The 14,597-nt window shown below is 65.1% G+C and carries 13 protein-coding genes; 4 read left to right on the forward strand and 9 right to left on the reverse strand.

Annotated elements, in window-relative coordinates; genetic code table 11:
- Positions 1-4 precede the first annotated feature (4 nt).
- Genes ACE3OO_RS03595 through coxB form a run of 7 tightly spaced genes read right to left on the reverse strand, consistent with a single transcriptional unit; the run spans position 5 to position 5,441 of the window.
- Positions 5-385, reverse strand: a complete 381-nt coding sequence (locus tag ACE3OO_RS03595; protein ID WP_374299798.1) for a DUF983 domain-containing protein — start codon at positions 383-385, stop codon at positions 5-7.
- An 11-nt stretch (positions 386-396) separates the two neighbouring features.
- Positions 397-1,209 (reverse strand): cytochrome c oxidase subunit 3, encoded by an 813-nt coding sequence (locus ACE3OO_RS03600; RefSeq protein ID WP_374299800.1) that lies wholly within the window; start codon positions 1,207-1,209, stop codon positions 397-399.
- A gap of 30 nt (positions 1,210-1,239) precedes the next feature.
- Positions 1,240-1,824, reverse strand: a complete 585-nt coding sequence (locus ACE3OO_RS03605) for a cytochrome c oxidase assembly protein (RefSeq protein ID WP_374299802.1) — start codon at positions 1,822-1,824, stop codon at positions 1,240-1,242.
- Positions 1,821-1,955 (reverse strand): hypothetical protein, encoded by a 135-nt coding sequence (locus tag ACE3OO_RS03610; RefSeq protein ID WP_374299804.1) that lies wholly within the window; start codon positions 1,953-1,955, stop codon positions 1,821-1,823. The genes ACE3OO_RS03605 and ACE3OO_RS03610 overlap by 4 nt, the downstream gene beginning before the upstream one ends.
- Positions 1,952-2,884, reverse strand: a complete 933-nt coding sequence (locus ACE3OO_RS03615) for a heme o synthase (RefSeq protein ID WP_374299806.1) — start codon at positions 2,882-2,884, stop codon at positions 1,952-1,954. Before ACE3OO_RS03615 ends, ACE3OO_RS03610 begins: the two co-directional genes overlap by 4 nt.
- A 32-nt stretch (positions 2,885-2,916) precedes the next feature.
- A complete protein-coding gene (gene ctaD, locus ACE3OO_RS03620; protein ID WP_374299808.1) occupies positions 2,917-4,530 on the reverse strand; it encodes a cytochrome c oxidase subunit I in 1,614 nt (537 codons plus the stop codon).
- 29 nt (positions 4,531-4,559) lie between these two features.
- Positions 4,560-5,441 carry a cytochrome c oxidase subunit II gene (coxB, locus tag ACE3OO_RS03625; RefSeq protein ID WP_374299810.1) on the reverse strand — a complete coding sequence of 294 codons (882 nt, stop codon included), beginning with the start codon at positions 5,439-5,441 and terminating at the stop codon, positions 4,560-4,562.
- A 217-nt stretch (positions 5,442-5,658) separates the two neighbouring features.
- Between coxB and ACE3OO_RS03630 the strand changes: the two genes are divergently transcribed.
- From ACE3OO_RS03630 to ACE3OO_RS03645, 4 genes are all read left to right on the forward strand, one after another.
- Complete coding sequence (locus ACE3OO_RS03630) at positions 5,659-8,970, forward strand: EAL domain-containing protein (RefSeq protein ID WP_374299812.1); 3,312 nt, start codon at positions 5,659-5,661, stop codon at positions 8,968-8,970.
- Positions 8,971-9,080: 110 nt separating this feature from the next.
- Positions 9,081-10,520: a metalloprotease TldD gene (tldD, locus tag ACE3OO_RS03635; RefSeq protein WP_374299814.1), complete on the forward strand. Its 1,440-nt coding sequence runs from the start codon at positions 9,081-9,083 to the stop codon at positions 10,518-10,520.
- Between the two features lie 29 nt (positions 10,521-10,549).
- The gene (cysE, locus tag ACE3OO_RS03640) at positions 10,550-11,362 is read left to right on the forward strand and encodes a serine O-acetyltransferase (RefSeq protein ID WP_374299816.1); all 813 of its coding nucleotides are present in this window, start codon (positions 10,550-10,552) and stop codon (positions 11,360-11,362) included.
- 11 nt (positions 11,363-11,373) lie between these two features.
- Complete coding sequence (locus tag ACE3OO_RS03645; RefSeq protein ID WP_374299818.1) at positions 11,374-12,309, forward strand: hypothetical protein; 936 nt, start codon at positions 11,374-11,376, stop codon at positions 12,307-12,309.
- Here ACE3OO_RS03645 and ACE3OO_RS03650 read toward each other — a convergent pair.
- Positions 12,290-13,654: a glutamate--cysteine ligase gene (locus ACE3OO_RS03650; protein WP_374299820.1), complete on the reverse strand. Its 1,365-nt coding sequence runs from the start codon at positions 13,652-13,654 to the stop codon at positions 12,290-12,292. The two genes, ACE3OO_RS03645 and ACE3OO_RS03650, sit on opposite strands and share 20 nt — an antisense overlap.
- Positions 13,655-13,833: 179 nt before the next feature.
- Positions 13,834-14,565, reverse strand: coding sequence for a 16S rRNA (uracil(1498)-N(3))-methyltransferase (locus ACE3OO_RS03655; RefSeq protein WP_374299822.1), 732 nt, complete (start codon positions 14,563-14,565; stop codon positions 13,834-13,836).
- Positions 14,566-14,597: the final 32 nt, after the last annotated feature.

The raw sequence follows: 14,597 nt of genomic DNA on the forward strand, positions 1-14,597 counted from the left end.
TGGATTACTCGCGCAGCAATTCTATGTCGGACGAAGCCTTGTGCCGGAATTGTAGCGCGATGAGCGTGGCTTTGAAGGGCCGCAGCAGAAGAATGGAGCCGCCCAGGATGAGCGGCGCCCACAAAACCATGTGCAGCCAGAGCGGCGGGCCGAAGCGCAACTCGACCCACAGCGCCAGGCCGACAACGATGAAACCGAGAATGAGGATGACGAAAACCGCCGGCCCGTCGCCGGCGTCGATCTTGGCATAATCCAGATCGCAGGACGGGCAGCGCGGCTTGACCGTCAGCAGCCCATCAAACAGCGGGGCTTCGCCGCAGCGGGGACACCTGCAGCGAAGCCCCGTCGATACCGGCGATAGCGGCGGATAAAATGCGGCCGCCATCGTTCTGGCCGTTAGTGGGCGGCCGGCGTGCCGGCGCCCCACCAGTAGATCGCGACGAACAGGAACAGCCACACCACGTCGACGAAATGCCAGTACCAGGCGGCCGCCTCGAAGCCGAAGTGGTGGTTCGACTTGAAATGGCCCTTGGTGGCGCGAACCAGGCAGACCAGCAGGAAGATGGTGCCGATGATGACGTGGAAACCGTGGAAACCGGTCGCCATGTAGAAGGTCGAGGCATAGATGCCGTCCTTGAAGCCAAAGGCGGCATGGCTGTACTCGTAGGCCTGCAGCGTGGTGAACAGCACGCCGAGGATGACGGTGATCGTCAGGCCCTGGACCAGACCCTTGCGGTCATCATGCAGCAGGGCGTGGTGCGCCCAGGTGACCGTGGTGCCCGAGAGCAGCAGGATCAGCGTATTGATGAACGGCAGGTGCCAGGGATCGAAGGTCTCGATCGTGGCCGGCGGCCAGACATGGCCGATGGCCTCGGTCGGGAACAGCGAAGCGTTGAAGTAGGCCCAGAACCAGGCAACGAAGAACATCACCTCCGAGGCGATGAACATCACCATGCCGTAGCGCAGGTGCAGCTGCACCACCGGCGTATGGTGGCCGTCATGCTCGGCTTCGCGGATCACATCGCCCCACCAGGCAATCATGGTGTAGAGCACGATCAGCAGGCCGGGCACCGCCCAGAGATAGCTGTGGCCATGGAAGCCGGCCACCGCGCCAATCGCCAGGGCGAAGGCGCCCATTGCGCCGACGAAGGGCCACGGGCTGGGATCGACGAGATGGTAGTCGTGGTTGCGGGCGCTGTCTGCGGCCATGGTGTTACCCCCTAGTTACGCAAGTTGATCTCAGTTGACCGGGCGGACCGAACCGCCACGATCGGAAACGCGCTTCTCTTCCGGCAGGCGGAAGAAGGTGTAGCTCAAGGTGATGGTGGTGACGTCGCGGGTCTTCGGATCCTTCAGGATATCGGGATCGACGAAGAACGAAACCGGCATGTCGACGCTCTGTCCCGGCTCCAGCCGCTGCTCGGTGAAGCAGAAGCAGGCGATCTTGTTGAAGTACTGCCCCGCCTTTTCCGGCGTGACGTTGAAACTGGCTTGGCCGCTGACGGCCTGCGTCGTCTGGTTGGACGCGCGATAGAAAATCAGCGTCTCCTCGCCGGGCTTCACCCGCACCTCGCGCTGCACCGGCTGGAACTGCCAGGGCAGGCCGGGAGCGATATCGGAGTTGAAGCGCACGGTGATCGTCGCCGTCTCGGCATCGGTCGCACCCGGCGCGCTGGCGGCGCGCAGGGGCGTGCCGGCGAAGCCGGTGACGCGGCAGAACAGGTCGTAAAGCGGCGCGGAGGCGAAGGTCAGCCCCACCATGCCGGCCACCACGGCGGCGCAGCTCAATGCGATGCGGCGGTTCTTGCGGGCGGCGGGCGTCATCCGGCGCGTCCCGTCATCTTGGCGATGGTGATGAAGTAGAACAGCACGACCAGCGCGCCCAGCACCAGGGCCAAGGCGATGTTGCGGGCGCGGCGGCGCTTGTGTTCGTCATGCTGCGACATCGCGCTCATGCCCCCCAACCCAGCCCGCGTTCGGCCAGCAGCAGGGCGAACAGCAGGAAAAGATACAGGATCGAATAGGCAAACATATGCTTGGCGGCGCGGTCGCCGGTACCGCGCCAGATGCGCACGGCGAGGCCAAGGAAGATCGCGCCGAGCACGGCGGTCACGCCGCCATAGAGCGAGCCGGCCAGGCCGAGCGCCCACGGGCTGAGCGTGATCGGCACCAGCAGCAGGCTGTAGATCAGGATCTGGCGGCGAGTCTCGCGGTCGCCGGCCACCACCGGCAGCATCGGTACGCCGGCGCGGGCGTAATCGTCGGAACGATACAGCGCCAGCGCCCAGAAATGCGGCGGCGTCCACATGAAGATGATCGCGAACAGCAGCACCGGCAGCAGCGACAGATCGCCGGTGACGGCGGCCCAGCCGATCATCGGCGGGAAGGCGCCGGCGGCGCCGCCGATCACGATATTCTGCGGCGTGCGGCGCTTCAGCCACATCGTATAGATGAAGACGTAGAAGCCGATGGTGAGCGCCAGGATCGCCGCGGCCACCCAGTTCACCGCCAGCCCCATCACCAGCACCGAGGCGAAAGACAGCACGGTGCCAAAACCCAGTGCCTGGTCGCGGGTGATGCGACCCTGCGGGATCGGCCGGCCCTGGGTGCGGGCCATCACGGCGTCGATATCGGCGTCGTACCACATGTTGATCGCGCCCGAGGCGCCGGCGCCGATGGCGATGCACAGCAGCGCCGTGACCGCCAATGTCGGATGCAGCCCGCCCGGCGCCAGCACCATGCCGACCAGGCCGGTGAAGACCACCAGCGACATCACGCGCGGCTTCAGCAGCGCGAGATAATCGGCCGGATGGGCATCATGAGTGCCAGCGAGGCCGGCAGAGCCGGCCTCGCTGCGCTCAACGCTGTAACTGGCGTCAGACACGTATCAACTCCCGGGGCGTGGAGTTTCCGGCCTTACTTGATGACCGGAAGTTTTTCGTACTGGTGGAATGGCGGCGGCGAGGACAGCGTCCATTCCAGCGTCGTCGCACCCTCGCCCCACGGATTGGCGGCAGCCTGCTTCTTGCGCAGGAAGGCGTAGATCACCGAGCCGACGAAGAACAGCGTCGAGGCAAAGGCGATATAGGCGCCGATCGAGGCAACAAAGTTCCAGCCGGCGAAGGCATCCGGATAGTCCGGGATGCGGCGCGGCATGCCCTGCAGGCCCAGGAAGTGCATCGGGAAGAACAGCAGGTTGACGCCGATGAAGGTGGTCCAGAAGTGGATCTGGCCCGCCGTCTCGCTCAGCTCGTAGCCCGACATCTTGCCGAACCAGTAGTAGAAGCCGGCGAAGATGGCGAACACGGCACCGAGGCTCAGCACGTAGTGGAAATGGGCCACCACGTAATAGGTGTCATGCAGGTAGGTGTCGACACCGGCATTGGCCAGCACCACGCCGGTCACGCCGCCAACGGTGAACAGGAAGATGAAGCCCACCGCGAACAGCATCGGCACGGTGAAGCGGATTGAGCCGCCCCACATCGTCGCGATCCACGAGAAGATCTTCACGCCGGTCGGCACCGCAATCACCATGGTAGCCGCGGTGAAATAGGCGCGGGTGTCGACATCCAGGCCCACCGTGTACATGTGGTGCGCCCAGACGACGAAGCCGACCACGCCGATCGCGACCATGGCATAAGCCATGCCGAGATAGCCGAACACCGGCTTCTTCGAGAAGGTCGAGATGATCTGGCTGATGATGCCGAAGCCCGGCAGGATCAGGATGTACACCTCGGGGTGACCGAAGAACCAGAACAGATGCTGGAACAGGATCGGGTCGCCGCCGCCTTCCGGCTTGAAGAACGAGGTGCCGAAATAGCGGTCGGTCAGCAGCATGGTGATGCCGCCGGCCAGGACCGGCAGCGACAGCAGCAGCAGGAAAGCGGTGATCAGCACCGACCAGACGAACAGCGGCATCTTGTGCAGGGTCATGCCCGGCGCGCGCATGTTGAAGATGGTGGTGATGAAGTTGATGGCGCCGAGGATCGACGAGGCGCCGGCGATGTGCAGGCTCAGGATGGCTAGGCCCACGGCGGGGCCGGGATGGCCGACATCCGACGACAGAGGCGGATAGATCGTCCAGCCGCCGCCGACGCCCAGGCCACCGGCCGGGCCCTCGACCATGGTCGAGAGCAGCAGCAGGCCGAAAGCCGGAATCAGCAGCCAGAAGGAAATGTTGTTCATGCGCGGGAAGGCCATGTCCGGCGCGCCGATCATCAGCGGCACGAACCAGTTGCCGAAACCGCCGATCATCGCCGGCATGACCATGAAGAAGATCATGATCAGGCCGTGGCCGGTGACCAGAACGTTGAACAGGTGATGGTTGTCGCCAAGGATGCCGTTGCCGGGGTTCATCAGCTCGGCGCGCATCAGCACCGACATGAAGCCGCCGATCAGGCCCGCCATGACGGCGAAGATCAGATACAGCGTACCGATATCCTTGTGGTTGGTCGAATAGACCCACCGGCGGAAACCGGTCGGCAGATGATGGTCGTCGTGATGGGCCGCGTGGGCGTGAGCCTGGGACATGGCGCTCCCCTGTTCCTTAAAACGATGCGTTACTGGGCGACGCGCGCGTCGGCGAGACGCGGCGACGGGCCGTCAACGGTGGCGAACTTCTGCTTGGCTTCATCGGCCCACTTGGCATAGGCCTCCTTGGAAACCACAACCACCTTGATCGGCATATAGCCGTGGTAGGCGCCGCAGATTTCCGAGCACTGGCCATAGAAGACGCCTTCGCGCTCGGCGCGGAACCAGGTTTCGTTGGTGCGGCCCGGCACGGCATCCTTCTTCACGCCAAAGGCCGGCATGGCCCAGGCGTGGATCACGTCGGCCGCGGTGACCAGCAGGCGGACATTGGTATTGACCGGCACCACCACCGGATTGTCGGTCTCCAGCAGGCGCATCTGGCCGGGCTTGAGATCGGCTTCCTGCACCAGCGTCGCGTCGAAGGTGAAATTGCCGTTATCCGGATATTCGTAGGACCAGTACCACTGCTTGCCGATCGCCTTGATGGTCAGTTCAGCCTGCTTGGTCTTGTCGCCGAAATACAGCAGCTTGAAGGACGGCACCGCGATCACGATCAGGATCAGGATCGGCACCACGGTCCAGGCCACTTCGATCAGGGTGTTGTGCGAGGTCTTCGACGGCACCGGGTTGGCCGAAGCGCGGAAGCGCACGATCACGTAGACCAGCAGCGCCAGCACGAAAACCGTGATCAGCGTGATGATCCACAGCAGCAGATCATGGAAATTGTGCATCTCCGACGCCACCGGGCTGACCGCCGGCTGCATGCCGAGGTGCCAGGGGGCCGGCAGGCCCGGCGTCTGTGCGCCAGCCGGTGCATTCAGGAACAGGACGGCGCCCAGCGCCCCCATAGCAGCCGAAACCGAAACGCGGCGCGCAGCCCGGCAGGCCTCGGCAAACGTTTTCCACCCCATCGTTGATACCCTCGCTTGTAACTAGAGACAGAGTCTCACTTCTTCGAGGCGGAACATACACCGAGCCCTTGCCGGCCGACCAAGCCCGGCGCCCTCGTGCGACGATTTGTCGCTGCGCCCTGGCGCGCACCCATCCTGCCTCTTACCCCTTGATTTGGCTTGCGCTTGCGCCACCGCAGCCGGCCCCCTAAGCTGCCTGCTCGCAAGGTTTGCAGGCATGCTCGATCCCAATCAGCGGAAATTGACGCAGGACATCCTCGACTGGCTGGATCGACCAGCCTTTACGGTTGAGTATGGGCCCGGCGATGACTACCGATACGTGTCCTGCAACACGGCTTATGCCGCCCTGACGGAAATGAGCGCCGACGCCCTGGCCGGCCAGGGCCTGTCGGCCGGCTTTGCCCTCGGCGAATCCGACAAGGTGCGGGCCCTGCTCGACACTACCCGCCAGGAGGGCCGCCGCCAGATCGGCAATACCCTGATCCGCTGGGCCAATGGCTGGCTGTGCCAGGGCCTGACCGTGGCCCCGCTGAATGACGGCGCCGGCCGGGTGGCCGGCCTGATGGTCATCGCCGAGGCATCGACGCCAGAAAAGATGCATCAGGTCGCCCTGCAGGTGGCCGAATACAAACTGCGCGATTTCGCCGAACTGGCCTCGGACTGGTTCTGGGAGACCGATGCCGACCATCGGTTCACCTGGATTTCCGATTCGTCCTCGGCCCATACCGGCAGCCTGCGCGCCTCCATGCTGGGCCGCTGCCGCTGGGAAGTCGCCATCCAGGTCGACAGCGAAACCGACATGCTGTTCTGGCAGGAACATCGTCGCCAGCTCGACAACCACGAACCCTTTCGCGGCTTCCGCTACTGTTCGCTGCTGACCGGCAACGAAATCTGGATCGAGATCAACGGCAAGCCGGTCTTCGATGCCAGCGGCCGGTTCATGGGCTATCGCGGCTCGGGTCGCGACATCACCGACCAATACCGCCAGCAGCGCCGCATCGAGGCCGCGCTGCGTCAGGCCGAGGAAGCCAGCCGCGCCAAGAGCCAGTTCCTGGCCAATATGAGCCATGAGCTGCGCACGCCTTTGAACGCCATCATCGGCTTCTCCGAAATCATCCGCGACCAGATGTTCGGTTCGGTCGGCGTGCCGCGCTATGTCGATTACGCCCGCGACATCAATGCCTCGGGCACCCACCTGCTCGCCCTGATCGGCGACATCCTGGACATGTCGCGCATCGAGGCCGGCTATTACGCGCTGGATGAGAAAGCCGTCGATCTTTCATCCGTGATCCAGTCGGCGCTGACCATGGTCAAGCCGCAGGCGGAACGCGGCGGCATTACCCTGCGCAACCTGTCGCCGGAGAATCTGCCGCAACTGCGCGCCGACGAACGCGTGGTCAAGCAGGTGTTGATCAACCTGCTGGGCAACGCGGTGAAATTCACCCCCGGCGGCGGCACCATCGACGTGGTGTTCCGCCAGTTGCCTGACGGCACGCCCTCCCTCACCGTGATCGATACCGGCATCGGCATTCCGTCTGAACGGCTGGAGCATATCTTCGAGCCATTCCAACTCGCCAAGGCCGAAGTGGCCCGCCAGCATGGCGGCACCGGCCTCGGCCTGTCGATCAGCAAACGCTTGATGGAACTGCATGGCGGCTCGCTGTCGCTGAGCAGCACGGTTGGCGCCGGCACCCAGGCGCAGATGACCTTCCCGAGCTGGCGCCTGCTGTCCGATGTCGACGAGGAATGGACACCGCCGGTGCCACCGCCGGCGCCGCCCAAGCCGGCTTCGGCCACGCCGGCCAAGGTGGCGGCGCAAAAACCCGTCATCGCGCCGGATAGCGGCCTGGTCGACACCTTGCGCGCCCTGATCGACACCATGAACGAGGGCGTGCTCAGCATCGACGGCAGTGGCACGATTTCCAGCGTCAGCGATACCTGCGCCACGATCTTCGGTTATCCGCCCGGTGAACTGGTCGGGCAGAATGTGAAGGTCCTGATGCCGGAGCCCTTCCGGTCGGGCCATGATTCCTATGTGCGCAACTATCTCGCTACCGGACGGGCCAAGATCCTGGGCCTCGGCCGTGATACGCTGGGCCGCAAGAAATCGGGCGAGATATTCCCGATCCATCTGAGCGTCGGCGAATATGCCGGGGAGGATGGCCCCGGCTTCGTCGGCATCGTGCGCGATATCTCCGACCGCCGCGATGTCGAGTTGCGCGCCGAATTCGCCAGCCGCAACGATCCGCTGACCGGCATCCTCAATCGTGCCAGCTTCATCGCCGAGACCGAACGCATGCTGGGCGCCCAGCATCGTCTGGATGGCGGCTTGTGGGTGCTGTTCAACCTCGACATGGACAGCTTCCGCGATATCAACGAAGGCTTCGGCTATCACATCGGCGACATGGTGCTGAAACAGACCGCCGACCGCATGGCCGAGGTGCTGCCGCGCGAAGCCCTGATCGGCCGCATCGCCGCCGACCAGTTCGCCGCCCTCGCGGCGGTGAACGACCTCAACAATGCCCTCAACCTGGCCCAGGCCGTCCACGGCCACCTGACCAAGGCGCTTGCCGTTGACGGCCGCGTCGTGCCGCTGAAGGCCAGCATGGGCGCCGCCATCATCGACGATCCGGGCGAAAAGATCAGCGACGCCCTGGCCAAGGCCGAACTGGCGATGAAACTGGTGCGTTCGGCCGGCGGCGATTCCACGCGTTTCTACAGCCCGGAAATGACCCGCGCGGCCGAACGGCGGCTGCAGCTGACCATGCATCTGGATGCAGCGGTCGACAACAACGAGTTTCACATCGTCTATCAGCCCGTGGTGGAAACCGCGACCGGCGCGATCTGCGCCATCGAGGCCCTGCTGCGCTGGCGCCATCCCGATCTGGGCGCGATCTCGCCGTCGGAATTCATCCCGCTGGCCGAGGAAACCGGCAGCATCATCCCGATCACGCGCTGGGTTTTCGCCACGGTATCCGAGCAGCTGCGCAGCTGGCGGCGCAACGGCATCGAGCCGCGCCGCGTCTTCGTCAACGTCTCGGGCCAGCAGTTCATCCGCGACGACCTGCCCGGCCATTTCCGCAAGATGGCCCAGGAAGAACCGGAACTGATTCCCTTCCTCGGCATCGAGATCACCGAGCAGGCGGCCATCCAGAACATGGAAGCCACCGTGCAGGCGATCCGCGAACTGGCCGAGATCGGCATCGATGCGGCGCTGGACGATTTCGGCACCGGCTATTCGTCGCTCAGCTACATCCAGCGCCTGCCGATCCGCAAGATCAAGCTGGACCGCGCCTTCATCGCCGATCTGCCCGGCAACGAACGCGACATCGCCCTGGTGCGCGCCATGATCGGTATGGCGACCGGTCTCGACCTGCCGGTGGTGGCCGAGGGCGTCGAAACCACGGCGCAACGGGATTTCCTGCGCGGCGTCGGCTGCAGCGAAATGCAGGGCTATCTGATCAGCAGGCCGGTGCCCGCCGATGAGATGTCGACCCTGCTGCGCCAAAGTGAGCGCCGGCGGCGATAAATCGCACCGTCCGGGGGGCTGTATTTCCCCCGTCCCTGCGCCATATAATTTCCACGCCGGCCCGGCCGGTCTGTTTTTGCTGGTTTTTCATTGTCTTGCACGAGGTCGTCATGACCGGCACGTCTGCCGCCCAGGAGCTTTTCTTCACCCGCGCCGGGCTGGACCGCGCGCGCCTCGACACGCTGATCGGCGACGCCCTGCAGGGTGCCGATGACGGCGAGCTGTTCCTGGAATACAGTCAGTCGGAAAGTTTCAGCTTCGACGACGGCCGGCTGAAAGCCGCCAGCTTCGACACCAGCCAGGGATTCGGCCTGCGCGCCGTGTCGGGCGAGCAGACCGGCTATGCCCATGCCTCCGACCTGAGCGAGGCGGCGATCCGCCGCGCCACCACCACCGTACGGGCGGTGCGCGCCGGTCATGGCGGCGTGATGAGCGAGCCGCCGCAGCCGACCAACCGCCATCTTTATGGCGACGACAATCCGCTGAACGAAATTCCCTTCGAGCAGAAGGTGGCTTTGCTGCAGGCCATCGACGCCTATGCCCGCGCCAAAGACCCGCGCGTGAAGCAGGTTTCCGCCTCGCTGGCCGGTTCGTGGCAGGCCGTGGCGATCCTGCGCGCCGATGGCACGATGGTGGAGGATATCCGCCCGCTGGTGCGGCTGAACGTATCCGTCGTGGCGGGCCAGGGCGACCGCATGGAAAGCGGCAGCCGCGGCGCCGGCGGCCGCGTCGGCTATGCCCGCTTCTTCGACCCCGCCCATTGGCAGGCGGAAGTCGACGACGCCCTGCGCCAGGCGCTGGTAAACCTGGATTCCGTGCCGGCACCGGCTGGCGAGATGACCGTGGTGCTGGGTCCCGGCTGGCCCGGCATCCTGCTGCACGAGGCCATCGGCCACGGCCTGGAAGGTGATTTCAACCGCAAGAAAACCTCGGTCTTCGCCGGCCTGATGGGCGAGCGCGTGGCGGCGCCCGGCGTCACCATCGTCGACGACGGCACCATCGAAAGTCGGCGCGGCTCGCTCAGCGTCGACGACGAAGGCACGCCGACCGAAAACACCGTGCTGATCGAGGACGGCATCCTGAAAGGCTATATGCAGGACCGCATGAATGCGCGCCTGATGGGCATGAAGCCGACCGGCAACGGCCGCCGCGAATCCTTCGCGCACAGCCCGCTGCCGCGCATGACCAATACCTACATGCTGGCCGGCGACCGCGATCCGGGCGAAATCCTCGCCGGCGTGAAAAAGGGCGTCTATGCCGTGAATTTCGGCGGCGGCCAGGTCGACATCACCTCGGGCAAGTTCGTGTTCTCCTGCACCGAGGCCTACATGATCGAGAACGGCAAGGTCGGCGCCCCGATCAAGGGCGCCACCCTGATCGGCGCCGGCGCGGAAGTGCTGAAGCAGGTCAAGGCGGTCGGCAACGACCTCAAGCTCGATGCCGGCATCGGCACCTGCGGCAAATCGGGCCAGGGCGTGCCGGTCGGCGTCGGCCAGCCAACCCTGCTGATCGATGGATTGACGGTGGGCGGCACCGCAAAAGCCGCGTAAACTGCCGTAACGGTACCGGAGGGAGCCCCATGCCCGTCATCGCCAACAAGATCGTCAGCCACGACCCGGTCTGGGCCTCGATCCGCGAGGAAGCCCTGCGCGCCGCCGCGGAGGAACCGTTGCTGGCCAGCCTGGCCCATTCCGCCGTGCTGCATCATCAGCGGCTGGAAGATGCCCTCAGCTATATCCTGGCACAGAAGCTGGGCAGCGATGCCCTGCCCGTGCTGGGCATGCGCGAGGTGATCGAGGAAGCCTTCGCCGCCGATCCCGATATCGGCAATGCCGTGCGCGCCGATCTGGTGGCGGTGAACGAGCGCGACCCGGCCTGCAGGGGTTTTTTGAAGCCTTTGCTGTTCTTCAAGGGCTTCCAGTCGATCCAGGCACATCGCGTGGCGCATTGGCTGTGGCACCAGAAGCGCGAGACCATGGCCTTCCTGCTGCAGAACCGCTCGTCCGAGGTCTTCGGGGTCGATATCCACCCGGCCACCCGCTTCGGTCGCGGCATCATGATCGATCACGGCACCGGCGTGGTGATCGGCGAGACCGCCGTGATCGAAGATGACGTGTCGCTGCTGCAGAATGTGACCCTGGGCGGCACCGGCAAGGAAACCGGCGACCGTCATCCCAAGATCCGCCGTGGCGTGCTGATCGGCGCGGGCGCCAATATCCTGGGCAATATCGAGATCGGCGAAGGCGCCAAGATCGGCGCCGGCAGCGTGGTGCTGATCCCGGTTCCCCCGCATTGCACGGCGGCCGGCGTGCCGGCCAAGCTGCTGGGCGATTGCGGCTGCGAACAGCCGGCCCGCGAGATGGACCACGCCCTGCCGTCGCAGACCGACTGATATTCGCGGCCGTGCGCCGTCTCGCCGTCGTTGCCGCAGCCCTGCTCGGCCTCGCCGCCGGCGGTGCCGGGGCGCAGTCGCTGGTTGGCGCGCGCGAATGGCTGCCGGCCGGCAGCCTGTCGCTGGACGCCTTGAGCCAGCGGCCGGCCGAACGGCTGGAGGACGGGCGGAATTTCTATGTCGCTTTCGGCCGTCTGGCCTTCCGCTCGCCGGATATCCTCGGCGGCACGGCACGCAAGGCCGGCCTGTCCTGCCAGGCCTGCCATGCCAGCGGTTTCGCCACCCATGCCTTCTTCATCCCCGGCCTGTCCGACCGGCCCGGCCGCATTGATGTGAGCAACGCCTTCTGGCACCTGCGCGGCGAGGATGGCATCGACAACCCGCTGGAGATTCCGTCCCTGCGCGGCGTGAAAACAAAAGACCGTTTCGGTCATGACGCCCGCACGGCATCGCTGCGTGACTTCACCCGTCGCGTCATCGTGATGGAATTCGCCGGCGACGAACCCGATGCCCTACTGCTGGATGCCCTGGTCGCCTATCAGGAGAAGCTGCAGCCGGCCATTGAAACGCCGCAGCCGGTCACGTTACGACAGGACCTGGCCGATATCCTCGATCATCTCGACACCCTGCGCGTGCCGCTGGGCGAGGAGAATCCCGCGCTGGCAAGCCGGCTGGTGACGATGATCCGCGGCCAGCTCGGTTTCATCCACGAACGTTTCGCCGACGAAAACATGCGTGGCAGCCGCGCGACACTGGAGGAATGGTCGCGGCAGCTTGTTGGCATCGCGGAGCTTGCGGAGAACGGCCAATGGCCACAGGCGCGGCAGCATCTGGCCGCCCTGCGCGGCGCCATTGCCGCTCCGCCGCCGGCCTTTGCCGCCGACCTGCCGCGCTCGCTTTACGACGGGCCGCGGCTCGCCGCCTGGCTCAATACGCCAGTTCGGTGAAGGCCGGATCGACCGACTTGTTCCAGCGGCCGTTGTAAAGCTTGAGCAGCGCTTCCGCCGGCGTCTCGCCGGATTCGGCGATGCGCACCAGCGGTTCGAGGAAATGCGTTTCATCCTCGCCGGCCGGCGAGATGCGCTTGCGCGCCTTCAGCCCGGCCATGGCGATCTTCATCATCTCGATGGCATAGCTTTGCAGGCGCCGGCCGCGCAGTTCGGTGTGCAGGCCGAATTTCGGCACATCGATCCGCAGTTGCTCGCGTTCGGCAATGGTCCAGTCGCGGCACAGATCCCACGCGGCATCCAGCGCCTCCTGCTCATACAGCAGGCCGACCCACAAGGCCGGCAGGGCGCACAGCCGCGACCACGGGCCGCCATCGGCGCCACGCATTTCCAGATAGCGCTTCAGGCGCACCTCGGGGAACAGCGTGGTGATATGGTCGGCCCAGTCGCGCAGGGTGGGCTTTTCGCCCGGCAGGGCTGGCAGCTTGCCGGCCATGAAATCGCGGAAACTCTGGCCCGAGGCATCGATGTATTTGCCGTCGCGATAGACGAAATACATCGGCACGTCGAGCGCGTGGTCGACATAGCGCTCAAAGCCCATGCCATCCTCGAACACGAAGCCCAGCATGCCGGTGCGGTCGGGGTCGGTGTCGGTCCAGATCTGGCTGCGATAGCTCAGGAAACCGTTCGGCTTGCCCTCGGTGAAGGGCGAGTTGGCGAACAGCGCGGTGGCCAGCGGCTGCAGGGCCAGGCCGACGCGGAATTTCTTCACCATGTCGGCTTCGTCGGCGAAATCCAGGTTCACCTGCACGGTGCAGGTGCGGAACATCATGTCGAGGCCAAGGTTGCCCTTCTTGGGCATGTAGGCGCTCATGATGCCGTAGCGGCCCTTGGGCATCACCGGGATGTCCTGCCGGCGCCATTTCGGATTGAAGCCGAGGCCCATCATCGCCACGCCGATCTCGCTGTCGATCTCGCGCAGCTGCTTCAGATGGGTCGAAACCTCGATACAGGTCTGATGGATGGTTTCCAGCGGGGCACCCGACAATTCGAACTGGCCGCCCGGCTCCAGCGTGATCGACTGGTTGTCCATGGTGAGCGCGATGACCTTGTCGCCCTCCGTCACCGGCTGCCAGCCGAAACGCTGCAACTCGACCAGCAGGCGCTTGATGCTGGCCTCGCCTTCATAGGGCAGCGGACGGAAGTCGGCGATGCTGTAGGCGAATTTCTCGTGCTCGGTGCCGATCCGCCAGTCGGCCTTCGGCTTGCCGCCCTGCGCCAGATACTCGACAAGCTGCGCCTTGGCGGTGATCGGCGTTTCTGGGGCCTGGGCCGGTCCGGACATGAAAACCTCGAAATGATTATTGTTATCGTTACTGGGGTTGAGCGGCGGCCGAACGGCTGCCTCCGGCATATGGGGCAGATCGACCGGCCTGTCTAGTACCCGGATACCGCCCGGGCATGACTGCGTCGTGACACGCCATGACGCAGATTAATCCCGGTGATTAATCCTGGTGACGCAGATTAATTCTGCCGCGCTGCCTGTAAAATGGCGAGGGCAGCGATCGACGCCGTTTCGGCCCGCAGGATATTCGGTCCCAGCGTCACCGGCACCACGGCGGGATGACGCAGCATAGACTCCCGTTCTTCCGGCGCGAAGCCGCCCTCGGGGCCGACCAGCAGGGCACAGGGTTCGTCCTTCGGGCGCGGCTGCAAAGCGGCCAGCAGCGGCAAGGCCTCGCTGCGTTCGGCACAGACATAAAGACGCCGCTCCTTCGGCCATACGGCCAGCAGTTTCTCCAGCGTGACCAGGTTCTCAATCGGCGGTACATCCAGTCGCTCGCTCTGCTCGGCCGCTTCACGCGCAATGGCCGACAGCCGCTCGCCGTTCACCTTCGCGATCTGGCAGTGCCGGGTCTGCACCGGCAGCAACCGGCCGACCCCCAGTTCGGTGGCCTTCTCGATCACCATCTCGATACGGCCCTGGCGGATCGGCGCGAAACACAGCCACAGGTCTGCGGTTGCCGTGAAAGGCCGCGTCTGCATGCCGACCAGCAGGCGGACTTCCTTCTTGCCCAGGGCGGTGAGCGTGGCATGGAATTCGCCGTCGCGACCATTGAACAGGGCAATCGTGTCGCCCTCGCCCAGCCGCAGCACATGGCGCAGGTAATGCGCCTGGTCGGGCGGCAACGCAACCTCGGTACCGCCGCTCAGGGCGGTGGGCACAAAGAGGCGGACCTTGGCTACATTGCTCATGCTTGTACGGTATCCTCGGACGGACTACAGGA

This window comes from Ferrovibrio sp. (assembly GCF_041906005.1).
GTDB lineage: Bacteria > Pseudomonadota > Alphaproteobacteria > Ferrovibrionales > Ferrovibrionaceae > Ferrovibrio.

Coding starts and splice junctions, on each gene's coding strand:
- ACE3OO_RS03595 (WP_374299798.1), bottom strand. CDS start 385: ATGGCGGCCGCATTTTATCCGCCGCTATCGCCGGTATCGACGGGGCTT.
- ACE3OO_RS03600 (WP_374299800.1), bottom strand. CDS start 1,209: ATGGCCGCAGACAGCGCCCGCAACCACGACTACCATCTCGTCGATCCC.
- ACE3OO_RS03605 (WP_374299802.1), bottom strand. CDS start 1,824: ATGACGCCCGCCGCCCGCAAGAACCGCCGCATCGCATTGAGCTGCGCC.
- ACE3OO_RS03610 (WP_374299804.1), bottom strand. CDS start 1,955: ATGAGCGCGATGTCGCAGCATGACGAACACAAGCGCCGCCGCGCCCGC.
- ctaD (WP_374299808.1), bottom strand. CDS start 4,530: ATGTCCCAGGCTCACGCCCACGCGGCCCATCACGACGACCATCATCTG.
- coxB (WP_374299810.1), bottom strand. CDS start 5,441: ATGGGGTGGAAAACGTTTGCCGAGGCCTGCCGGGCTGCGCGCCGCGTT.
- ACE3OO_RS03630 (WP_374299812.1), top strand. CDS start 5,659: ATGCTCGATCCCAATCAGCGGAAATTGACGCAGGACATCCTCGACTGG.
- tldD (WP_374299814.1), top strand. CDS start 9,081: ATGACCGGCACGTCTGCCGCCCAGGAGCTTTTCTTCACCCGCGCCGGG.
- cysE (WP_374299816.1), top strand. CDS start 10,550: ATGCCCGTCATCGCCAACAAGATCGTCAGCCACGACCCGGTCTGGGCC.
- ACE3OO_RS03650 (WP_374299820.1), bottom strand. CDS start 13,654: ATGTCCGGACCGGCCCAGGCCCCAGAAACGCCGATCACCGCCAAGGCG.
- ACE3OO_RS03655 (WP_374299822.1), bottom strand. CDS start 14,565: ATGAGCAATGTAGCCAAGGTCCGCCTCTTTGTGCCCACCGCCCTGAGC.